Below are 22,046 nucleotides of genomic sequence, written 5' to 3' on the forward strand. Positions count from 1 at the left end.
TGCATTCCTCCCTGAGCTTGCTCGGGGAGGGGGACCGCGCCCGCAGGGCGTGGTGGAGGGGCATGGCCGGTCCGTCTTGCCCCTCCACCATCGCTGATGCGATGGCCCCCCTCCCCAAGCATAGCTTGGGGAGGATCGGGGTTTACGCCTCTTCGGTTTCGTCCTCGTCGGCCAGTTCTTCCTCCAGCGCGGTCAGGATCGCCTGGTTGAAGGCGGGGATGTCGTCCGGCTTGCGGCTGGTGATCAGGTTGCCGTCGACCACGACCTCCTCGTCCACCACGTCCGCGCCCGCATTGGACAGGTCTGTGCGGATCGAGGGATAGCTGGTCAGGCGGCGACCGTCGATCACGTCCGCCTCGGCAAGCAGCCAGGGGCCATGGCAGATGGCGGCAACGATCTTGTCGTCTTCCATGAATTCGGTGACGATCTCGACCGCGCGCTCGTTGAGACGCAGCTTGTCGGGGTTGCAGGTGCCGCCCGGGATGACGAGCGCATCGTAATCGTCGGTATCGACCTCGTCGACGGTCAGGTCCGGCGTGGCGGTCTCCGCCTTGTTGATATCGCCTTCCATGCCCTGGATTGGGTCGGACTTGAGCGAGGCGAGCGTCACCTTCGCCCCCGCTTCCTCCAGCGCCTGGCGGGGCTTGAACAGCTCGACGGTCTCGAAACCGTCGGCGGCGAGCATCAGGACGCGTGCCTGGGAAAGATCGGCCATGATGAAAAACTCCTGTCGGGGAAATGGCTTGGGGGGAGCCAGCACCAGAACCCGCGACCGCATCGGCCGTTCCGGAACGAAGCGACCGGCGGCGCATTTGCAGAGATGACCCGAGAGAGAGCGATGGCCACCCGTCTAGTCTATTGCGATGACAGCAAACCCGGCATCACCCGGACCAAGGTTCGCGGCAAATGGGCCTATTGGACCGCCAAGGGCGAGCGGATCACCGACGCGGACGAGATCGACCGGCTGAACCGCATCGGCCTGCCCCCCGCTTATAAGGATGCCTGGTTCTGCCCGCGCGCCAACGGCCATATCCAGGCGGTCGGCTGGGACGAAAAAGGGCGCAAGCAATATCGCTATCACGCCGATTTCCGCGAAGCGCAGGAAGCAGCCAAATATGAACGCTGCGCCGCGTTCGGCCATGCGCTTCCCACCCTACGCAAGCGGGTCGAGGCGGACCTGAAGAAGCGCGGCCTGTGCAAGGAGCGCGCGGTTGCCGCCGTCGTGCGGCTGCTCGACAACGGCCATATCCGCGTCGGCAACGAAGCCTATGCCGCGACCAACAAGAGTTTCGGTGCGACGACCCTGCGCAAGCGGCACGGCCAGGTGAAGGGCACGACCCTGCGGCTGCGCTATCGGGGCAAGTCGGGCAAGATGCGTGACATGACGCTGACCGACCGGTCGCTCGCCAGCTTCGTGAAGCGCTGTCAGGACTTGGACGAGCAGCATCTCTTCGCCTGGGTCGATGACGAGGGCGAGGCCAATCCGGTCACGTCCTCCGACGTCAACACCTATATCCGCGAAGCCACGGGCTGCGACTTCACCGCCAAGCATTTCCGTACCTGGGCGGCCAGCGTCGCCGCATTCGAGGCGCTGGCGCTGGCCGAGGCGGATCTCAGCCTGAAGGCGATGCTGGAACCGGTCGTCGAAAAGCTGGGCAACACGCCTGCCATCGCACGCAAATCCTATGTTCACCCCTCGCTGATCGCGCTCGTCAAAGAGGGCCAGGCAGCGTTTCGCAAGACCCTGCGCCTGCCGCGTGCGCGTGCCGGACTGTCCCGCATCGAGTGCGGGCTGATCGCATTTCTGGAGGCCGGAACCCCGGCCAGCAAGGCGGCCTGACCGCCCCCCGATTTTTTTCAAGGAGTCCCCATGGCGAAATCCTCGCCCAAGGCGCCGATCTTCGACGGCTCCCGCATCCCCGATCAGGTCGGCAGCATCATCGATGCCACCTCCTGGTGGGTGCAACATTACTGGTTAAAGGTCCTGATCGCGATCGGTTTCGGCGCGGTCATCGTGCTGGCGCTGCTCTGGGTCCGCAAGCTCGGCGACCGCTTGTGCAGCCGTCCCGGTTTCGCGGGCGGATGGGGCGTGATCCTGGGCCATGCCATCGCACGGACCAACATGTTCTTCATCGTCACGCTCGCCGCGCAACTCGTCGCGGGCTATGCAGGCGCGCCGGGTGAAGTCGCCCGGACGATCAACTTCCTGTTCACCATCGCCAGCGTATTCCAGGCCGCGATCTGGGCGCGCGAACTGATCCTCGGCACGATCGAGCATCGCACCCAATCCGAACATTATTCGGGCGAGGCGCTGCTGTCGGCCATGGGGCTGATCCGGTTGCTGGTGACGGCGGTGCTGTTCGCCATCGCGCTCGTCGTGGTGCTCGACAATCTGGGCGTCAACGTCACCGGCCTGGTGGCGGGTCTGGGTGTCGGCGGCATCGCCATCGGTCTGGCCGCACAGGGGATTTTCGGCGACCTCTTCGCCGCCCTCGCCATCATCTTCGACCGGCCGTTCCGGCGCGGCGACAAGATCGCCTATGACAATACCAGCGGCGTGATCGAGGCGATCGGCCTGAAATCCACCCGTATCCGCGCCTTTACCGGCGAGCTGCGCATCATCTCGAATCGCCAGCTGCTCGACAAGGAAATCCAGAACCAGACGGTGCGCCAGCATGTCCGCCTGTCGTTCATGATCGGCGTCGCGTACGAGACCTCACCCGAAACCCTGGCGCGTATTCCCGCCCTGTTGACCGAGATCGTCGAGGGCGAAGGCGGCAAGGTGGCACGGGCCGGTTTCGAAAGCTTCGGCGCGTCGAGCCTGGACTTCGCCCTGCAGTTCGACGTGCCCGGCGACGACTGGGCCACCGCACACGACCTGCGCAACCGGGTGCTGGTGACGCTGATGAAGCGGTTCGCGGCCGAGGGGATCGTGATCCCCTACCCGACCCAGACAACCTATACCGCCGCGCCGGACGGGACGCTGGTGATGCCCTATCCTCAGGTCCAGCCGGTCGAGGTGCATCGGGCTTGAACGAACACCCTCACCCTTCCCACCCGCTAAAGCGGGGCGGGCCCCTTCCCTCTCCCATTGGGAGAAGGAGGGAGGCGCGAAGCGCCGGAAGGGTGAGGGTATGGCGGCACTCAGATCCCGCCTTCGTCCAGCGACAATAGCGTGGCGTTACCGCCCGCCGAGGTCGTGTCGACCGACACTGCCCGCTCCGCGCAGAAGCGGTACACGTAATGCGGCCCGCCCGCCTTCGGCCCGGTGCCCGACAGGCCCTCGCCGCCGAAAGGCTGGCTGCCCACGACCGCGCCGATCATCGAGCGGTTGATGTACAGGTTGCCGACCGCTGCTTCCGCCTCGATCACCTCACCAGCGCGGGCGATGCGGCTGTGCAGGCCCATGGTCAGGCCGTAACCCTTGGCGTTCACCTTTGCGATCGTCTCGGACAGCGTGCCCGCTTCCCAGGTCGCGACGTGCAGGATCGGGCCGAACCATTCCTGGGTCAAGTCCTCGACCCGATCGAGCCGGATCAGCGTCGGCGGGACGAATAGGCCATCGGCAGGCGCATCGAGCGTCTTGATCGTCTGCGTCACCATCGACGCGCGGTACGCCATTAGCTTGTCATAGGCGGCCTGGTCGATGACCGGACCGACATCGGTCGCCGGATTGCCGGTCGCGCCGAGCACCAGCGTCTCCATCGCGCCCTTCAGCATTTCGATGACATTGTCGGCGACATCCGCCTGCACCAGCAACAGCCGCAGCGCCGAGCAACGTTGCCCCGCCGAGCGGAAGGACGAGGTGATGACGTCCGCGACCACCTGTTCGGGCAGCGCGGTCGAGTCGACGATCATCGCGTTGATGCCGCCGGTCTCGGCGATCAGCGGCACGATCGGGCGATCGTCGTCCGCCACGAGCGTGCGCGCGATCCGCTTGGCGGTAGCGGTCGAGCCGGTGAAGGCGACGCCCGCGATCCGGTGATCCTCGGTCAGCTTCTGGCCGACTTCCGGCCCACCGACCGCGAGCAGCAGTGCGTCGCGCGGCACGCCCGCACGGTAGGCCAGCTCGACGGCGGCCTGTGCGATGGCGGGCGTCTGCGGCGCGGGCTTGGCGACGACGGTGTTGCCGGTGACGAGCGCCGCAACCGTCTGGCCCAGGAAGATCGCCAGCGGGAAGTTCCACGGCGCGACCGTCGCCCAGACCCCGCGTCCTTCCAGGTGCAGCGTGTTGCGCTCGCCCGTCGGCCCGGGCAACTCGACCGAACCGAGCCGCGCCCGCGCCTGCTGCGCATAGTAACGACAGAAATCGGCGGCCTCGCGAACCTCGCCGATCGCGTCGGGGATGGTCTTGAACGCCTCCTGCACCAGGATGGCCATCAGCCGCTCGCGATCCTGCTCCAGCAGGTCGGCCAGCTTCTCCAGCACGGTCGCGCGGGTATCGAGCGGCGTCGCGTTCCAGGCCGGGAAGGCCGCATGGGCGCGCGCGACCAGCGACGCGACATCGGCGGTCGCGGCAACCGGCTTCACGGCAGGGGCGTTGACCGCCTTCACCGTGGCGTCCAGCGTCGCGATGTCGCTCAGGTCGATGCCGGTCGAATTGCGATGGCCCGGCGCGAACAGGTCGATGGGCAGCGGGATGCTCGGGTGACGCGCGCCGCCGACGGCCGCGATCTTGGCGACCGGATCGGCGAGAATCTCCGCCTCGGTCAGCCGCGCATCGGCCAGCTGATGCACGAAGCTGGAATTCGCACCATTCTCCAGCAAGCGGCGGACCAGATAGGCCAGCAGGTCGCGGTGCCCGCCGACCGGCGCATAGATGCGGCACTTGTGACCATGTTCGCGCACCAGCCGCTCATACAGGCCGTCGCCCATGCCGTGCAGCCGCTGGAACTCGAAGTCGTGGCTGTTGCCCGCCCATTCGAGAATGGTCGCGACGGTCAGCGCATTGTGGCTGGCAAAGGCCGGGCGGATATTCTCGGCCGCCAGCATGTCCTTGGCGACCGCCAGATAGGACACGTCGGTAGCCGCCTTGCGGGTGAACAGCGGGTAATCGGCCAGCCCCTCGACCTGGGTGCGCTTGATCTCGCTGTCCCAATAGGCGCCCTTGACCAGCCGGACGTTCATGATCCGGTCGAGGCCGTTGGCCCAGCCGATGACCGCGCGCGCACGCTTGCCGTAAGCCTGCACCGCCATGCCGAACCCGTCCCAGCCCTTGAGCGCCGGGAGCGCCGCGACGCCGCCGATGATGTCCAAGCTCATCTCCAGCCGCTCGGACTCCTCGGCATCGACGGTGAGGGCAATGCCCTTGTCCGCCGCCTGCCGCGCCAGCTGCGCCAGCATGTCGGTGAGTGCTGGCACGCACTCATAGGCGCGCGGCAGTTCGTAGCGCGGGTGGAGCGCCGACAACTTGACCGAGATCGAATGGCCCGCCGCCGGGTCCGACCCCACCGCGTCGATCGCCTTCACATAGGCCTGGAAATAACGCTCGGCATCCTCATGCGTCCGCGCCGCCTCGCCCAGCATGTCGAAGCTGGCGGTGAAACCCTTGTTTTCGGGCTTCTTCATGCGGCGCATCGCTTCCTCGATGGTGCGGCCCATCACGAAAATCTCGCCCATCATCCGCATCGCGGCGCCGACCGCCTGACGCACGAACGGCTCGCCCGCGCGCGACAGCAAGCGCTTCAGCGGCCCCGCCTCGCCCTCACCGACCAGCGCGCGGCCGACGACCAGGCCCCAGGTGGCCGAGTTGACCAGCTTCGACGCCGACCGCCCGGTATGCGCGCGCCAATCCGCCTCGCCGAGCTTGTCGGCGATCAACAGGTCGGCGGTCTCGGGATCGGGCACGCGCAGGAACGCCTCGGCGAGACTCAGCAGCGCGACGCCCTCGGACGAGTTGAGGCGATATTCCTGAAGGAACTGGTTCACCCAGCCGCGATTCTGCGCCGCGCGCAGGTCGGCGAGCAGGCCCGAGGCATGGCCCATGATCCGCTCGCGCATCTCCGGCGTCGCGGCGGCGCGGTCGAGCAGCGGCTTCAGGACATCGGGTTCGGGCGCACGATACAGCGATTTCATGGTCTTGCGCGCATCGGCGGTAACGGCAGAGGTCATAGGTCTTCGTCCGGTCGGGCGGCCCGGCGTGCGGCTGAGCGCTTGGCGGGTCGCATGGCTATGCTGTGATGGACCAGCGCTTAGCGGGAAATATGGGGATTGGGTATCGTTTGATACGAGATGAAGCGCGCTTCGCGACTGCCATCAGAATTGAAATTTTGACGTCGTTGGCGTATATGACTCGCAGGCGAGGACATCCGCCTTTCTGTAGAGCCCCGGTCGCTGCTACGGCCGGGGCTCAAATCCTTTGGGGCTCAGGCTGCTACCCGAGCCCCGCCGGGCACCTTACCTGTTGCGAACGTCGATAATCTTCACGACCAAGGTCGCGAAGGCGATGACGACGCCCAGGATCAGGCTCAGATCGGCTACGGACATCCGTGGTCCTTTCTGTGATTGGCGGCGGAATTGCCGTCGAGCGATCACTAACTCGAACGGCCATACAAGATCATGTCAAATCGGCGTTCGATAACGTGAGATCTTATTCGCAACCATCCCCGCCCCCACATCGTTCTCCCGCCAAACCCCTGAAAGGAGAGCCACGATGGCCGACGACAGCCCCCAGGAAATCGCCGCCAAGTTCCTCGACAAGCTGAAGAGCAGCCCGTTCGTCATGATCGGCCTGAACGACGGCCAGCATTCCGAACCAATGACCGCGCAGATCGATGACGATCAGCCGAACACGCTGTTCTTTTTCGCCGGTCGCGACAACCGCATCGCGGGCGGTGGCGAGGCTATGGCGCAGTTTGTCGGCAAGGGTCATGACTTCTTCGCTTGCCTGGCGGGCCATGTGTCGAAGGACAATGATCCGGCGCAGATCGACAAGCTGTGGAGCAATCAGGTCGAGGCCTGGTTCCCGGAAGGAAAGTCGGACCCCAACCTGACGCTGTTGCGCTTCGACATCAGCTCGGCCGAGCTGTGGGAAACCGACATCTCTCTGTCGGGCCGGGTGAAGATGCTGTTCGGCGGCACGATCCACTCGGACGAGTCGTCCAGCCATGCGGTGGTCGGCTCGGTCGCGTAATCCACAATTGCTGGAAGGCGAAACGCCCGGAGGCCATGCTTCCGGGCGTTTTTCTATTTCCCCATCCCCCGCCCCGTTCCGCCTGAGCGAAGTGCGGGGAGCAGCCTCCTCACCCGTTCGCCTTGATCCACTCCTCGACCACCGGCGCGATGCGGTTGCGCCATTTCGAGCCGTTGAAGATGCCGTAATGGCCGACCTTCTCGGCCATGTAATAGCGCTTCTTCTCCTCCGGCAGATTGGTCGCCAGCGTCAGTGCGGCGCGCGTCTGGCCCAGCCCGGAGATATCGTCCCGCTCGCCCTCGATCGCCAATATGCCGATATCGGTGATCGCTCCCGGATCGACGCGCTTGCCATGGTGTAGCATCTCGCCCTTGGGCAGCGCGTGACGCTGGAACACCAGCTCGACGGTCTGGAGATAGAATTCCGCCGTCATGTCGCAGACCGCGCGATATTCGTCATAGAATCGCTTGGTGGAGTCGGCGCTTTCGCCGTCGCCCTGGACCAGATGCTTGAACATCTCCCAATGCGAAATCATGTGGTTGCCCAGGTTCATCGACATGAACCCGGCAAGTTGCAGAAAGCCCGGATAGACCCGCCGCCCGGCACCCGGATAGGTCATGGGCACGGTGGCGATCGCATTCTGCTCGAACCAGGCGTGCGGGCGATCGGTCGCCAGCAGATTGACCGCTGTCGGCGCCTCGCGCGTGTCGACCGGCCCGCCCATCAGCGTCAGCGTGCGCGGGGTGCAGGGATGCTTGTCCGCGCTCATCACCGCCGCGGCAACATAGGACGGCACCGAAGGCTGGCACACCGCCAGCGCATGAGCGCCCGGCCCGATCTCGGTCAGGAAGTCGATGATGTAATCGACATAATCGTCGAAATCGAACCGCCCGTCCGACAGCGGCACCAGCTTCGCGTCGCGCCAGTCTGTGATGTACACCTCGCAGGTCGGCAGCATCCGCTGAACCGTGCCGCGCAGCAGCGTCGCATAATGGCCCGACATCGGCGCGACGATCAACAGCTTAGGGCTGTCCTCCACGCCCTCACGGCGGAAGCGCTTCAACTGGCCGAAGGGCTTGCGCAGCACGATCTCTTCATGGACGACCACCTCGCGCCCGTCGATCTCGGTCTTGGTCAGGCCGAAAGCGGGCTTGCCGCGCGGCGCGGCGGCATGGGCGAACACCTCCAGCGCGGATCCCATGATCGCGCCGCCGCCCAGATAGGCGAAGGGATTGGCAGGATTCTGGAGCAGCCCCGCACCGAAATTGGCCAGCGCGCTTGCGCCCGCCAGCATCGAGCGCTGCATTTCATAGGCGTCGTACAACATCGTCGATTCCCCTGCGCTCCGCCGGACGGAGCCGTGATTGGCATTTGTCTATCACGAAACCGTTTGCGCATGATGACCAGAATATGGCCGATCGGTCATAGTGCCGAACCGATGACAGGTTCATGATCTTCATCACATCCCCTGAACGCACCAAAGCGCCCAAACGATGCGTCGAGCCTATAGCCCGGCGTTGAGCCCATGCGCCCACGCTGCTAGGTCCCCGGCATGGCCAGATCCGCCGCGTCCCGCAAATCCGCCGAGCCCCCCGTCCCGGCCAGCCGCCGCCTGAGCAACCTTAAGATGGTCTGGCGCTATACGCTGCGCTATCCGGGGCATTTGGCCGCCGCCACCGTGTCGCTGGCGGTCGCGGCACTGGCCACGCTGTTCATCCCGCGCACTTTTCAAAAGGTGATCGACCACGGCTTCGGCAACATCGCCGACACCGGCGATATCGCACCCTATTTCCAGGGGCTGCTGGCGGTCGTCGTGGTGCTGGCGATCGCCACCGCGTTCCGATTCTATTTCGTGTCGTGGCTGGGCGAGCGGACGGTCGCCGATATCCGCATCGCGGTGCAGGCCAACCTCCTGCGCCTAGCACCCCGTTATTTCGAGGAGAACCGCCCGTCCGAGATCGCCAGCCGGTTGACCGCCGACACCGCGATCATCGAGCAGGTGGTGGGCTCGACCGTGTCGATCGCGCTGCGCAACACGGTGATCGGGATCGGCGGGACCATCTATCTGTTCGCGCTGTCGCCCAAGCTGACCCTGTCGCTGCTGGTGTGCATCCCGCTGATCGTCCTGCCCATCGTCGTACTGGGCAAGAAGGTCCGCAGCTATTCGCGCGACAGCCAGGACCGGCTGGCCGATATCGGCGCGACCGCCGTGGAGACGCTCGGGGCGATGAAGGTCGTCCAGGCGTTCGGACAGGAGCGCCGCGAGGCGGAACGGTTCGAGCTGGCGGTCAGCAACGGCTTCGCCACCTCGCGCAAGCGCTTCCTGCTGCGTGCCATCATGACGGCAATGGTCATTGGCCTGTTCTTCGGCGGGCTGACGCTGCTGCTGTGGGAAGCGGTCGCCGATGTCGCCAGCGGGCGGCTGTCGGGCGGGTCGCTGACCGCGTTCGTCGTGACGGGCATGCTGGTTGCGGGCTCGTTCCAGGCGCTGACCGAGGTGTGGGGCGACATATTGCGCGCTTCGGGCGCGGCGCAGCGGCTGGCCGAGCTGCTGGCCGAGGAACCCGAGATCGCGCCGCCCCCTGCCCCCGCCGTCCTGCCGGTCATCCCGATGGGGGCGCTGCGCTTCGAGAATGTCGTGTTCCACTATCCGACCCGGCCCGAGGTCGCGGCGCTGAACGACTTCTCGCTCGACATTCGCCCCGGCGAGACGGTGGCGGTGGTCGGCCCCTCGGGCGCGGGCAAGTCGACCCTGTTCCAGCTGGCCGAGCGATTCTACGATCCGCAGGGCGGCAACATCTCGCTCGACGGCGTGTCCTTGCGTGACGCCGATCCGGCAGCGATCCGCGCGCGCATCGCGATGGTGCCGCAGGAGACGGTGATCTTCGGCGCCTCGGCGCGCGACAATCTGCGCTATGGCCGGTGGGAGGCAAGCGACGACGAGCTTTGGGCCGCCGCCGAGGCCGCCAACGCCGCCGACTTCCTGCGCGCGCTGCCGCAGGGGCTGGATACCTTTCTGGGCGAAGGCGGTGCCCGGCTGTCGGGCGGGCAGCGCCAGCGGATCACCATCGCCCGCGCGCTGCTTCGCGATGCGCCGATCCTGTTGCTGGACGAGGCAACGAGTGCGCTTGACGCCGAGAGCGAGCAGCTGGTCCAGCAGGCGCTGGAGCGGTTGATGGCCAACCGGACGACGCTGGTCATCGCGCACCGGCTGGCGACGGTCCGGGCGGCCGAGCGGATCGTGGTGATGGATGGCGGCCGGATCGTCGAACAGGGGCGGCATGGAGAGCTGATCGCGGGCGGCGGGCTCTATGCCCGGTTGGCGAGCCTGCAATTTCACGATTGATGGGGCCGGTCTAATATCACTTGACGAGGGGATTCCCGTGGCCTTCGACTTCGCTCAGGCTGAACGGGGGTTTGGCAGGACCCTGCTTCCTCGCTCCGTTCAGCCTGAGCGAAGTCGAAGGCCACGCCTCAACCTATTGAAATCCAACCCGCAATCGCGCTTGCAGCCCGCCCCCCACTCCCCTAGGCTCCGACAATACCAGTTCAATACCGGAGATTGAGGATGACGCGGGCGGCAAACAGAGCAATGGGGGCGGCCCTGGCGGCGATCGCACTGGCGACGCTGACCCCGGCGGCTCAAGCGAGCCCCGCCACCCTGCCCGCGATCTTTCCCGCCCCCGCCGCGATGACGCTGGGCGACGGCGCGGTGACGCTGGGCCGTGCGGTCACGCTGATCGTCGCACCCGGCACCGAGCCGGAGACCGCCGCGCTGGTGCGCGACCTGCTGGCAAATGCCGGTGTCACCGAGATCGCCACGGCCACGCGCTTGCCCGCCTCGCCCGACCGCCCGACCATCGTGATCGGCCCGGACAGCGCCGCCCTGGTCCGTGAGGCCCTGTCGCGCAGCGACGCCAGCCCCGACGACGCCCGCGAAGGCTATACGCTGACCGTCCTCGCCGCCGGTCGCAGCGGGCTCATCACGCTGGCCGGGCATGACGCGGACGGACTGTTCCACGCCGTCCAGACGCTGCGCCAGTTGCTGGCCCGCCAGACCATCCCGGCGCTGACCATCCGCGATCATCCCGCCATGCCGATCCGCGGCACGATCGAAGGTTTCTACGGCAAGCCCTGGTCGATGACCGACCGGACCAAGCATCTCGACTTCCTCGGTCAGATGAAGGCCAACACCTATGTCTACAGCCCGAAGGACGATCCCTTCGCGCGCGACAAGTGGCGCGATCCCTATCCCGCCGCGACGCTGAGCGCGCTGGGTACGCTCGCCGCGCGCGCCAAGGCGAACCATGTCGATTTCGTCTATGCCATCTCGCCGGGGCCAAGCATCTGCTTCTCCGACCCGGCGGACGAGCAGGCGCTGCTGCGCAAGTTCGCGGCGTTGCGCGGGATCGGCGTACACAGCTTCTATGTCGCGCTGGACGATATCGAATATCAGAAGTGGAATTGCGAGGCGGACAAGGCCGCATTCGGCCCCTCGGGCGCGCAGGCGGCGGGTGTCGCCCAGTCCAAGCTGCTGAACGCGGTCCAGGCCGACCTGCTGAAACAGGACCCCGCCTCGCGCCCGCTGATCATGGTGCCGACCGAATATTATGATGCGAAGGAAAGCCCCTACAAGGCGGCCCTCCGCGCCAATCTGAACCCGCGCATCGTCGTGCAGTGGACCGGCACCGATGTCGTGCCGCCCGCCATCTCCATCCCCGATGCCAAGGCCGCGACCAAGGCGTTCGGGCGCAAGACGCTGCTGTGGGACAATTATCCGGTCAACGACTATGCGAGTTCGGCCGGACGTCTGCTGCTTGCCCCCTATGCCAAGCGCGAGGCCGGGCTGTCGTCCGAGCTGACCGGTATTCTCTCCAACCCGATGAACCAGGAAGCGCCCAGCCGGGTTGCGGTGACGGGGGTGCTGGCGTTCGGGTGGAACGACAAGGGCTATGACGCCGACCGCACCTGGCATTACGCCGCTCGCGATCTGGCTGGGGGAGATGCCCGCGCAACGGCGGCACTGCTGGAGCTGTTCGACACCCAGCATCTCGCCCCCACTTTCGGCAGCCAGCCCTGGCAGGAACAGGCGCCCAAGCTGAAGGCGCTGCTCGACCATGTTCGCGAGGCGCTGGCGAACGGTGACGCGGGCGAACGCCGTGCGGCACTGGCCGAACTCCATGCCAAGGCCGATGCGCTGGCCGATGCGCCCGACACGATCCGCGCGGGCGTGGTCGACCCGGCCTTTGCCGAACAGGCCGCCCCCTGGCTGGAGGCGATGCAGCTCTGGGGCCGCGCGCTGGGGCAGACCGCCTCCGGACTGGACGCCGCCGAGCAGGGCAATGCAGCGGCGACCCGCTACTTCGCCGACGCCAAGCGGATCGCGGATCAGGCCGCCGCCGTGCAGAGCATCAAGGGCGCGGTGCGCTTCGACGGGCCGATCAAGATCGCCGACGGCGTGCTCGACCGCTTCATCGCCGATGCGCCCAGCCTGATCGCGGTTACGGCGAAACCGTAACCGTCCGGCTGGCGCGGCGGCCATCGGGGGTACGGGTGCGAAGCTCGACCACCCCCGTCACCGCCACCGGCCCGGTGTAGCGGGTCCAGGCCGAGCCGCCGCTGCGATACTCGATCGGCGTTCCGGCGAACTCGGTGTTCGCCTCCAGCCTGCCGTTCGCGATCCGCGCGCCCGGCGGGGCAAGGCGATAGGTCACGCCCGCCCGGTCGAGCAGTCGCATCTGCGCACCCATCCGGCCCGCAAAATCCCGCCATCCGGCCAGCAGCTTCGTCCGGTCCACGCGGGGGTCGTTCGGCTGATAGCCGGTACCAGCGACATAAGCGGGCTCCCAATCCGGCTTGCTCCACGCCCGCTCGGCCAAAGCCAGCAATCGCGGGAAGAGCATGTAATCGACCTGGCTGTCGCGACGCACCGTCTCGCTCCACAACTGCGCCTGGAGCCCGGCGATGCTGCGGCCCGGCTGGAGCGGCACGGTGTCGGCGATCGCCTTGGGCTGGGCGAGGATGTTGGGGATCAGCGCGGCGTTGGCGGCCAGATTGCCCGGCATGAAGCCGAATACCTGAAAGCTATCCACCCCGCGCGAGGCCCAATCATAGCCGGTCTCGTTCGGATCGGCGGCATAGGGCATGTCGAAATAGCCGAGATCGGGGATCGACAGCACCGTCTTCCACCCGCGATTGGCCTGGCCATGCGCCTCGGCCACGCCGCCCGCGTGCAGGTTGCTCCAGATGTTGGTCTGAACCTTGGGCGGCATCTTGGCAGGGTCGGTGTGGCCCAGGCCATCGCTCCATCCGGCGACCGCGATGCCGCGCTTTGCGAGGTCGGCGGAAATGCGTTCGATGAAATAGGCGCCGAGCTGCTTGGGCTGCAGGCCCGTCTGGCCCATCATCACCTTGCAGGCGGGCGACTGAACCCAGGCCCCCGCCGTCTCGTCCGCGCCGATATGATAGGTGGTCAGCGGCACCCCCGCCGCCTTGTGCAGGGCGGCGATATCGTCGATCACCGTCTCGATGAAGCGATAGGTGCTGGGAATACAGACGTTCAGCGTGTTGTCGTCATAATGCTGGACGCTGGAATAGCGGGTGGTATCGCCCGGCTCGACCAGCCGGAAACGCTCGGCCCCAGCGCGGTCGCCCTTGGCCATCAGCCGCTGATAGCGCACCTCCACCGACCGGATCGCCGCGCGCGAATGGCCGGGCATGTCGAAGGAGGGGATGACGTCGATCTGCCGCGCGGCGGCGGCAAGCAGGATTTCAGTATAGTCGGCCGCGGTCAGATAGCCGTTGGTGACTGCCTCCCTGGCCGGGTCTGCCCCCAGTTGCGGCGACAGGCAGCTCTTCTCCGACAGGTCGGTGCAGCGATACGCCCCCACCTCGGTCAGTTCGGGCAGGCCTGCGATCTGCAAGCGCCAGCCCTCGTCATCGCCGAGATGCAGGTGCAGCGTGTTCAGCTTGTACACCGCCATCTGCTCGATCAGCTTCAGTATCTCGGCCTTGCTGTGAAAGTTGCGCGCCAGATCGATATGCAGCCCGCGAAAGCCGTAGCGCGGCGCATCCTCGGTAATCAGCGGGCGGAGCGTCGTCCCCTCCGCCGCCATCTGCTGCGCCAGCGAGCGAAGCGCATAGGATGCCCCCGCCGCATCCGCCGCCGCGACAGTGATACCGCCCTGTGCCACGGTCAGGCGATAACCCTCGGCGGCGATGCCCGCCTGCTTGCGGATGGTCAACGGCACCGTCCCCATCGGCAATCCGGCCAGCGCGGGCGCGATGGCGGCGCGGGTGAAACCTTGCGTCGTCACGCGCATTCCCTTGGACAGATCGACCGGCGCACCGGCCGGGCGCGTGACCTTCGCGGGTCGGGGCAGGATCGCGACATCGACCGGCGTCGCCGCCCCCCGCTCGGCATAAAGAGCAAAGGCGCGCTCCGGGGTCCGCCAGACCGTCTGGTCGTCGGGGGCGCTGCGGGCGAGCGCGGCCTCATCGGTCATCGGGGCTACGAAAGGAAGCGTCTCCAGCCCCGTCTCGGCATCGGTCCCCGTCCGGGTCGCGGCGATCACACGCGGGGTAAGGCCCTCGGCCGCCAGCATCGCGTTGGGCATCATGTGATTGCGCGAGAAGAAGGCGCCCAGGCCGGTCAGCTTCACATGATAGGTCCGGCCCGGCTTCAACTGCTGGCCGGGCTTCAGCGTCAGGACGTTCAGATCGCCGTTGATCATGCGGTTGTCGAAGGTGTCGCTGTCGATCTTCAGCACCGGGTTGACCAGGCTGTAGCGGATTTCGACCGGCAGGCTTGGCGCGCCCTCGGGCACGGCGATGGCGATATCCGCCTCGAAACAGCGCGGCGTGCCGGTCGGGCAGGATGCGGGACGGTTGGTCAGGATGGTGTAGCGATAGCCGAGCGTCGCCGCCAACCGGTCCAAATCGCCCTGCGCTGCGGGAGCCGCCGCCAGGATCGCGGCCGAAGCCCATAATGTCATCATATTCGTCGGTCCCGCTACGCCATACTGGTATTACATTGGATCATGTCGTTATTAATCCTCCCCTGCAAGGGGAGGGGGACCATGCGAAGCATGGTGGAGGGGGCGTTCCAGCAAGCGAACCCTATGTGGCGAACCCCCTCCACCACCGCTTCGCGGCGGTCCCCCTCCCCGTGCCGGGGAGGATCAGCTTCGGGGGTGACGCCGCCTCCCCTACCCCCTATCTCCATCCCATGAAAAAACCCCAACCGGGTCTACCGACCCGTGAGCAAATCCTCTCCTTTATCGAACAGTCGGACCAGCCCGCTGGCAAGCGCGAGATCGCACGTGCTTTCGGTCTCTCCGCGCAGGAGAAGATCGGCCTGAAGGCGCTGCTCAAGGACATGGCCGATGAAGGGCTGATCGACAGCGCGCCGGGCCGCGCCTTTCACAAGATGGGCGGGCTGCCCAAGGTGACGGTGCTGCGTGTCGTCGATGTCGATGACGGCGGCAATGTCTGGGGCCAGCCCGAGCGTTGGGAGGCGGACGGCGTCCCCATTCCTCGCCTGCGCATCCGCGAGCGCAAGCGCGGGAGCCTCGGCATCGGCCAGCGGGTGCTGGCGCGTACCGAGGAAGCGGGCGGCGGCTGGATCGCGCATGTCATGAAGACGATCGCCCCCGCCTCCGAACAGGTGCTGGGCGTGCTGCGCGAGGAGGCGGGGCGCTTCTGGCTGACCAGCGTCGACAAGAAGGACCGGCGCGAGATGATGGTGTCGGACACCGGCGGCGCGGAAGCGGGCGACCTGGTGCTCGCCGAAAAGGCGGGCCGTCCGCCGCGCATCACCGCAAAGGTGGTCGAACGGCTGGGCGATCCCTTCGCCCCGCGCAGCTTCTCGCTGATCGCGATCCACAAGTTCGAGATCCCCGATCGCTTCCAGCCCGAGACGCTGGAAGAAGCCGAGCGCGTCGCGCGCCAGCCGCTGGGCGACGACCGCGAGGATCTGCGCGACCTGCCCATCGTCGCGATCGATCCCGTCGATGCGCGCGACCATGACGATGCGGTCTGGGCGGCGCCCGACGACGATCCCGCGAACCCCGAGGGCTGGCGCGCCATCGTCGCCATTGCGGACGTCAGCTTCTATGTCCGTCCCGGCTCGGCGATCGACAAGGATGCGCGGCGGCGGGGCAACTCGGTCTATTTCCCCGACCGGGTGGTGCCGATGCTGCCCGAGATCCTGTCGGCCGATGTCTGTTCGCTGAAGGAGGGCGAGGACCGCGCCGCGCTCGCCTGTCATCTTCAGGTGACGAAGGACGGCAAGCTCAAGGGCTTCCGCTTCACCCGCGCGGTCGTGCGGCTGGCGGCGAATATCGCGTATGAGGACGCACAGGCCGCCATCGACGGCGAGCTGTCGCACCCGCTGACCGAGACGGCCCTGCGGCCGCTCTGGGACTGCTGGGCGGCGCTGGCCAAGGCGCGCGACGATCGCGAGCCGCTCGACCTCGACCTGCCCGAACGGCGCGTGGTGCTCGACCAGAATGGCCGTATCCTGTCGGTCGCGCCGCGGGCCCGGCTGGATGCGCACCGGCTGATCGAGGATTACATGATCGCCGCCAACGTCGCCGCCGCCAAGGCGCTGGAGGCCAAGAAGGCCCCCGTCATGTACCGCGTGCATGAGGTGCCCAGCCGCACCAAGCTGGTCGCGCTGAAGGAGTATCTGGAAACCTTCGACATTCCATTTGCGATGGGACAGGTGATCCGCCCGGCGACCTTCAACCGGATCATCGACAAGATCGGCGACGCGGACTTCAAGCCGCAGGTGATGGAGCAGATCCTCCGCTCGCAGACCCAGGCTTATTACGCTCCGGTCAATCAGGGGCATTTCGGCCTGTCGCTGGGGTCGTACGCGCATTTCACCTCGCCGATCCGGCGCTATGCTGACCTCGTCGTGCACCGTGCGCTGGTCGGGGCGTACAAGCTGGGCGATGGCGGGTTGCTGCCGGAGGGCGAGGAGATGGAGCGGCTGGGCACTTCGATCAGCCAGTATGAACGCCGCGCGATGGAGGCGGAGCGCGAGACGATCGACCGCTATGTCGCGGCCTATCTATCCGAGCATGTCGGCCAGGTGGTCGAGACGCGGATTACCGGCGTCACCAATTTCGGCTTCTTCGCCACCGTCGACGGCGTGGGCGGCGATGGGCTGATGCCGATCCGCGACCTGGGCGGCGACTATTTCCATTACGACGAGTCGTCGCAGCAACTGCTCGGCGAGAAGAGCCGCGAAATCTACAAACTGGGCCAGCGCCTGCCGCTGCGCCTGGCCGAGGCGAACCCAGTATCGGGCGCGCTGCGCTTCGAGCTGCCCGACGGCAAGGGTGCGGCCCCCGAACCGCGCCGGGTGCTGAAACGGCGTGGGCGGCCCGCCAACATCCGCCACAACGGCAAACGGCGCTAATCCTCCCCGGTACGGGGAGGTGGCAGCGCGCCAGCGCTGACGGAGGGGGGCCTCCACACAGGCCCCACCTTGCGGCACGCCCCCTCCACCATGCTGCGCATGGTCCCCCTCCCCGTACCGGGGAGGATTGGATCGCTCCCCCGCCCCATGCGTACCCTCCCCAAAGGAGACACACGCATGGGCAATATGGTGGACGGCGTCTGGCACGCCGACGGACTGTTCAAATCGGACGAGAAGGGCAGCTTCAAACGCCCCGACTCCGGTTTTCGCGACTGGCTGACGGCGGACGGAGAACCCGGCCCCGACGGCCAGACCGGCCACCGCGCGGAGGCGGGGCGCTATCACCTCTATGTCTCCTATGCCTGCCCCTGGGCGCATCGCACGATGATCGTCCGCGCGCTGAAGGGGCTGGAGAACATGATCGGCCTGTCGGTGGTCGATCCGCTGATGCGCGAAAATGGCTGGACCTTCGCCACCGAGCGCGGCGGCACCGGCGACCCGCTCCACGGTTCGGACTATCTGTGGCAGCTCTATGCCCGAGCCCGCGACGGTTACAGCGGCAAGGTGACGGTGCCGGTCCTGTGGGACAAGCAGCGCGATACGATCGTCAGCAACGAGTCGGCCGAGATCATCCGCATGTTCAACACCGCGTTCGACGGGCTGGGCGCGCGGGAGGGGAATTACTACCCCTCGGACCTTCGCGAAGAGATCGATGCGGTCAACGCCACCGTCTATGACCGGGTGAACAACGGCGTCTACAAATGCGGCTTTGCCAAGACCCAAGCGGCCTATGACGAAGCGGTCGGCCCGCTATTCGCCGAACTGGATTCGCTGGAAGCGCGGCTGAAGGGGCGAGAATGGCTGATCGGTGATCGGATGACCGAGGCGGACATTCGGCTGTTCACCACGCTGGTCCGCTTCGATGCGGTCTATCACGGGCATTTCAAATGCAATGTCCGGCGGGTGCAGGACTATCCGGCACTGGAAGCCTTGCTGGAGCGGATGCTGGCGATTCCGGAGATCGCAGCGACGGTGCATCTCGATCACATCAAGACGCATTATTATGCCAGCCATTTGGAGCTGAACCCGACCGGGATCGTGCCCGCCGGGCCGGACTTGCCGTGGGCGGGGTTGGTGAGCGGGTAAGCCCCCTCTTCTTCTCCCCTCCCGCAGGCGGGAGGGGCCGGGGGAGGGAAACGCCACGAGCGATGGTCTCGGTGAGACCTCCGGCCCTCCCCCCAACCCCCTCCCGCCTGCGGGAGGGGGAGTTCCGTTAGTAAGCCCGGCCGATCAGCACGCGCTCCACCGCCTCGCGGCCGGTGAAGATGCAGGGACCGTCGTCGCAACCCGTCTGGCCCATCGGGGCGTTGCGGATGGTCAGCTTAAGGCCCTTCAACTTCTCGACCACCTGCTCCAGTTCCTTGCCCGTGGGCTTGGCCCAACGGACATCGACCCAGCCGGGGTTCTTCACGCCGTCCGCGAAATGCGCCTCGACACCTGCCCAGTCGTCGACGGGCACGATCTGCGCCTTCAACCGCTCGGCCGACTGGCGGTGGAGTTCGCCCTGGATGTCGGCCAGCAGATCGGCGACACCGCTCACGAAATCGCCACGCGGCTGCACGACCGAGTCGAGCTTGCCGTCCTCGCGGTACAGCCGGTCGCGGCGGATGACCGAGACGTTGCCGCCCGCCATGTCGCGACCGCCGACCTCGATGACGACCGGCGCACCCTTCTTGACCCAGCCCCAGCGCTTGTTGGCGGCCTTTTGCGCGCGGGCATCGACCATCGCGCGGATCGGCTCGCCCAGCGCGGACTGACCGACCAGTTCCTTTTGCAGGTCGCGGCAATAGCTCAGCAGCGCCTCGTCCTCGGGCTGATCGCGCAGCATCGGGACGATCACCACCTGCCACGGTGCAACCTTGGGCGGCACGCGCATGCCGTCATCGTCGCCGTGGACCATGATCATGCCGCCGATCATCCGGGTTGAAACACCCCAGCTCGTCGTCTGCGCGAAGTCCAGGCCACCCTCGGCATTCTGGAAACGGATATTCTGGGCTCGCGCGAAATTGTCGCCCAGGAAGTGGCTGGTCCCGGCCTGAAGCGCCTTGCCATCCTGCATCATCGCCTCGATCGAATAGGTTTCGACCGCGCCGGGGAAGCGCTCATTCTCCGGCTTTTCGCCCGCGATGACGTGCATGGCGAGGCAATCCTCCGCGAAGCTGCGATAGACTTCCAGCATCTGGATCGTCTCGGCGCGGGCCTCGTCGACCGTGGCATGAGCGGTATGCCCCTCCTGCCACAGGAACTCGGCGGTGCGCAGGAACATGCGGGTGCGCATTTCCCAGCGGACGACATTGGCCCATTGGTTGATCAGCACCGGCAGGTCGCGCCACGACTGGACCCAGCGGGCAAAGGCGGTGCCGATCACCGTCTCCGACGTCGGCCGCACGACCAGCGGCTCTTCCAGCTTTGCCTCGGGATCGGGGACCAGCCCACCCTTGCCATCGGCGATCAGCCGGTGATGCGTGACGACCGCCATTTCCTTGGCGAAGCCGTCGACATGCTCGGCTTCCTTCTCGAAATAGCTGAGCGGGATGAACAGCGGGAAATAGCAATTCTCATGCCCCGTCGCCTTGATGCGATCGTCGAGCAGGCGCTGGATGCGCTCCCAGATGCCGTAGCCCCAGGGGCGGATAACCATGCAGCCACGGACGCCCGATTCCTCGGCCAGATCGCCCTCGGCGATGACGGACTGATACCAGGCGGAGAAATCCGCGTCGCGGGTGACGGACAGAGCATGCTTCATGCCCGCCCGATAGCGGCAAAGACCCGGTTTCGCCAAGAGGGCGGACGCTTGCGGCCTTTCGCCATAGTCGCACTGCGGCTAGGAGGCGTCCCATGTCCCCCAAGTCCGACGACCGCGTGCTGAAAGGCATCGGCCTGCGCCTGATCGCCATCTTCTTCCTGTCGACCATGTCGGCCCTTGTGAAGCTGGCCGAGTCGCGCGGGGCGACCTTGTCCGAGACCATGTTCTTTCGCCAGCTTTGCGCGCTGCCGGTCGTGCTCGCCTTCGTCCTGGCGGGGCCGGGCCTGGCGTCGCTGCGCACCCAGCGGCTCAAGGGGCATGCCAAGCGGGCGATGGTCGGGCTGGTCGGCATGGTCTTCACCTTCGGCGCGGTGATGCTGTTGCCTCTGGCCGAGGCGACGACGTTCCAGTTTACCGTGCCGATCTTCGCGACATTGCTGGGCGCACTGGTGCTGGGCGAGAAGACGGGCTTGCAGCGCTGGAGCGCGGTGCTGGTCGGTTTTGCGGGCGTGCTGCTCGTCGTGCGGCCGGGGGCGAGCGACATGTCGCTGTTCGGGGCGGGCGTCGGGCTGATGGCGGCGATGTTCGTCGCGATCGTCGCGATCGTCCTGCGCCAGCTGCGCGACGAGCCCGCGACCACGACCGTCTTCTACTTCACCGTCCTGACCCTGCCCTTCATCGCCGTGCCCTATGCCTTCCACCTGAAGATGCATGATCCACTGACCTGGGTGGTGCTGGTCTCGATCGGACTGGCGGGCGGCCTGGGGCAACTGGCGCTGACCGGCGCATCGCGGCTGGCGCCGGTCGCGGCTGTCGTGCCGATGGATTATTCGGGGCTGATCTGGGCGACCGTCTATGGCTGGCTGATCTTCGGGGTGCTGCCGACGGCGGGAACTTGGGCAGGCGCGCCGGTGATCATCGCCAGCGGGTTGTTCATCGTCTGGCGCGAGCAAAGGCTGGGCAAGCAGCAGACCAGTTCGGCCGCCGCGGAGGATTGATCCTCCCCCGGAAGGGGAGAAAGTTTGTTACCGCACCTCCCAGCGGGTCGGCGCATTCTCCTGCCATCCGGCCCGGTGGAGCAGGGGCGTGTCGTCGTCCCATTCGGCATGGCCGAGACACAGATACGCCGTGAAGGCCCAGTCCTCGGGCACCGCGAAAAGCCGCTCCATCGCGCCCGGATCGAGGATCGAGACCATCCCCATCCCCAGATTGGCCGCGCGCGCCGCCAGCCACAGCGTGTGGATCGCCATCGCGGTCGACTGGCGCAGCGTCTCCGGCATGGTGCGGCGACCCAGGCCGTGCCCCTCCGCCGGATCGACATGGGTGAAGACCGCCAGCTGGACCGGCGCGGCGTCCAGGCCCGCCAGTTTCAGTGCGCGATACGCCGCGGCCTGTTCGTCGGCATAATCGGCCGCCGCCTCTTCGTCGCAGCGTCGGAAATCGGCGCGGACGGCGGCGCGCAATGCAGGGTCCTCGACGCGGATCACCCGCCATGGCCGGGCATTGCCGACCGAGGGGGCCAGCGCCATCGTCTCGGCCAGCTGCGCCAGCACCGCCTCGTCGATCGGATCGGTGCGAAAATGGCGGACGTCGCGGCGCCAGCGCAGGATCGTCTCCAGCGTCGTCGCGTCGCTTGTGTCAAAGCGCATGCTCGTCCCTTTTCCGCCCCGGAGCATCCTGCC

General features: G+C 66.7%; 14 protein-coding genes. 8 read left to right on the plus strand and 6 right to left on the minus strand.

Annotated elements, in window-relative coordinates; genetic code table 11:
* Positions 1 to 142: 142 nt before the first annotated feature.
* Positions 143 to 715, minus strand: a complete 573-nt coding sequence (locus ASF14_RS09395; protein ID WP_056434627.1) for a type 1 glutamine amidotransferase domain-containing protein — start codon at positions 713 to 715, stop codon at positions 143 to 145.
* Between the two features lie 123 nt (positions 716 to 838).
* Between ASF14_RS09395 and ASF14_RS09400 the strand changes: the two genes are divergently transcribed.
* Together ASF14_RS09400 and ASF14_RS09405 are read left to right on the plus strand one after the other, a co-directional pair.
* Entirely contained in the window at positions 839 to 1,840 is a 1,002-nt protein-coding gene (locus ASF14_RS09400; protein WP_056434387.1) for a DNA topoisomerase IB, read from the plus strand.
* A gap of 30 nt (positions 1,841 to 1,870) precedes the next feature.
* Positions 1,871 to 3,034 (plus strand): mechanosensitive ion channel family protein, encoded by a 1,164-nt coding sequence (locus ASF14_RS09405; RefSeq protein WP_056434389.1) that lies wholly within the window; start codon positions 1,871 to 1,873, stop codon positions 3,032 to 3,034.
* Positions 3,035 to 3,144: 110 nt separating this feature from the next.
* Here ASF14_RS09405 and ASF14_RS09410 read toward each other — a convergent pair whose 3' ends face one another.
* Positions 3,145 to 6,075 (minus strand): L-glutamate gamma-semialdehyde dehydrogenase, encoded by a 2,931-nt coding sequence (locus tag ASF14_RS09410; protein WP_082442155.1) that lies wholly within the window; start codon positions 6,073 to 6,075, stop codon positions 3,145 to 3,147.
* A 577-nt stretch (positions 6,076 to 6,652) separates the two neighbouring features.
* Between ASF14_RS09410 and ASF14_RS09415 the strand changes: the two genes are divergently transcribed.
* Entirely contained in the window at positions 6,653 to 7,132 is a 480-nt protein-coding gene (locus ASF14_RS09415) for a pyridoxamine 5'-phosphate oxidase family protein (protein ID WP_056434393.1), read from the plus strand.
* A gap of 109 nt (positions 7,133 to 7,241) precedes the next feature.
* On the opposite strand, the gene ASF14_RS09420 is transcribed toward ASF14_RS09415, so the two are convergent.
* Positions 7,242 to 8,459, minus strand: coding sequence for a polyhydroxyalkanoate depolymerase (locus ASF14_RS09420; RefSeq protein WP_056434396.1), 1,218 nt, complete (start codon positions 8,457 to 8,459; stop codon positions 7,242 to 7,244).
* A gap of 225 nt (positions 8,460 to 8,684) precedes the next feature.
* On the opposite strand from ASF14_RS09420, the gene ASF14_RS09425 reads away from it, so the two are divergent.
* Both ASF14_RS09425 and ASF14_RS09430 read left to right on the plus strand, forming a co-directional pair.
* Positions 8,685 to 10,478, plus strand: coding sequence for an ABC transporter transmembrane domain-containing protein (locus tag ASF14_RS09425; RefSeq protein WP_056434398.1), 1,794 nt, complete (start codon positions 8,685 to 8,687; stop codon positions 10,476 to 10,478).
* Positions 10,479 to 10,724: 246 nt separating this feature from the next.
* Entirely contained in the window at positions 10,725 to 12,650 is a 1,926-nt protein-coding gene (locus tag ASF14_RS09430) for a beta-N-acetylglucosaminidase domain-containing protein (protein ID WP_056434400.1), read from the plus strand.
* Here ASF14_RS09430 and ASF14_RS09435 read toward each other — a convergent pair.
* Positions 12,634 to 15,129: a family 20 glycosylhydrolase gene (locus tag ASF14_RS09435; protein WP_056434402.1), complete on the minus strand. Its 2,496-nt coding sequence runs from the start codon at positions 15,127 to 15,129 to the stop codon at positions 12,634 to 12,636. The two genes, ASF14_RS09430 and ASF14_RS09435, sit on opposite strands and share 17 nt — an antisense overlap.
* Positions 15,130 to 15,359: 230 nt before the next feature.
* Here ASF14_RS09435 and rnr point away from each other — a divergent pair, with 230 nt between their 5' ends.
* Both rnr and ASF14_RS09450 read left to right on the plus strand, forming a co-directional pair.
* On the plus strand, positions 15,360 to 17,558 hold the full coding sequence (rnr, locus tag ASF14_RS09445; RefSeq protein WP_056434406.1) for a ribonuclease R: 2,199 nt from the start codon (positions 15,360 to 15,362) through the stop codon (positions 17,556 to 17,558).
* Positions 17,559 to 17,735: 177 nt separating this feature from the next.
* Positions 17,736 to 18,704 carry a glutathione S-transferase family protein gene (locus tag ASF14_RS09450; protein WP_056434408.1) on the plus strand — a complete coding sequence of 323 codons (969 nt, stop codon included), beginning with the start codon at positions 17,736 to 17,738 and terminating at the stop codon, positions 18,702 to 18,704.
* A 127-nt stretch (positions 18,705 to 18,831) separates the two neighbouring features.
* On the opposite strand, the gene proS is transcribed toward ASF14_RS09450, so the two are convergent.
* Complete coding sequence (proS, locus tag ASF14_RS09455; protein WP_056434410.1) at positions 18,832 to 20,364, minus strand: proline--tRNA ligase; 1,533 nt, start codon at positions 20,362 to 20,364, stop codon at positions 18,832 to 18,834.
* 92 nt (positions 20,365 to 20,456) lie between these two features.
* Here proS and ASF14_RS09460 point away from each other — a divergent pair, with 92 nt between their 5' ends.
* Positions 20,457 to 21,362 (plus strand): DMT family transporter, encoded by a 906-nt coding sequence (locus ASF14_RS09460; RefSeq protein ID WP_056434413.1) that lies wholly within the window; start codon positions 20,457 to 20,459, stop codon positions 21,360 to 21,362.
* 27 nt (positions 21,363 to 21,389) lie between these two features.
* Here the strand turns inward: ASF14_RS09460 and bluB are convergent, their stop codons facing one another.
* Complete coding sequence (bluB, locus tag ASF14_RS09465) at positions 21,390 to 22,013, minus strand: 5,6-dimethylbenzimidazole synthase (RefSeq protein WP_056434415.1); 624 nt, start codon at positions 22,011 to 22,013, stop codon at positions 21,390 to 21,392.
* Between the last annotated feature and the right edge of the window lie 33 nt (positions 22,014 to 22,046).

It is taken from the genome of Sphingomonas sp. Leaf257, assembly GCF_001422185.1.
In the GTDB taxonomy this organism is placed as follows: Bacteria; Pseudomonadota; Alphaproteobacteria; order Sphingomonadales; family Sphingomonadaceae; genus Sphingomonas; species Sphingomonas yabuuchiae.

Excerpts from the sequence above, each read along its gene's own strand:
- ASF14_RS09415 (WP_056434393.1), top strand. The coding sequence starts at position 6,653 with ATGGCCGACGACAGCCCCCAGGAAATCGCCGCCAAGTTCCTCGACAAG.
- ASF14_RS09410 (WP_082442155.1), bottom strand. The coding sequence starts at position 6,075 with ATGAAATCGCTGTATCGTGCGCCCGAACCCGATGTCCTGAAGCCGCTG.
- ASF14_RS09450 (WP_056434408.1), top strand. The coding sequence starts at position 17,736 with ATGGGCAATATGGTGGACGGCGTCTGGCACGCCGACGGACTGTTCAAA.
- ASF14_RS09430 (WP_056434400.1), top strand. The coding sequence starts at position 10,725 with ATGGGGGCGGCCCTGGCGGCGATCGCACTGGCGACGCTGACCCCGGCG.
- bluB (WP_056434415.1), bottom strand. The coding sequence starts at position 22,013 with ATGCGCTTTGACACAAGCGACGCGACGACGCTGGAGACGATCCTGCGC.
- ASF14_RS09405 (WP_056434389.1), top strand. The coding sequence starts at position 1,871 with ATGGCGAAATCCTCGCCCAAGGCGCCGATCTTCGACGGCTCCCGCATC.
- rnr (WP_056434406.1), top strand. The coding sequence starts at position 15,360 with ATGAAAAAACCCCAACCGGGTCTACCGACCCGTGAGCAAATCCTCTCC.
- ASF14_RS09395 (WP_056434627.1), bottom strand. The coding sequence starts at position 715 with ATGGCCGATCTTTCCCAGGCACGCGTCCTGATGCTCGCCGCCGACGGT.
- proS (WP_056434410.1), bottom strand. The coding sequence starts at position 20,364 with ATGAAGCATGCTCTGTCCGTCACCCGCGACGCGGATTTCTCCGCCTGG.
- ASF14_RS09400 (WP_056434387.1), top strand. The coding sequence starts at position 839 with ATGGCCACCCGTCTAGTCTATTGCGATGACAGCAAACCCGGCATCACC.
- ASF14_RS09425 (WP_056434398.1), top strand. The coding sequence starts at position 8,685 with ATGGCCAGATCCGCCGCGTCCCGCAAATCCGCCGAGCCCCCCGTCCCG.
- ASF14_RS09420 (WP_056434396.1), bottom strand. The coding sequence starts at position 8,459 with ATGTTGTACGACGCCTATGAAATGCAGCGCTCGATGCTGGCGGGCGCA.
- ASF14_RS09460 (WP_056434413.1), top strand. The coding sequence starts at position 20,457 with ATGTCCCCCAAGTCCGACGACCGCGTGCTGAAAGGCATCGGCCTGCGC.
- ASF14_RS09435 (WP_056434402.1), bottom strand. The coding sequence starts at position 15,129 with ATGATGACATTATGGGCTTCGGCCGCGATCCTGGCGGCGGCTCCCGCA.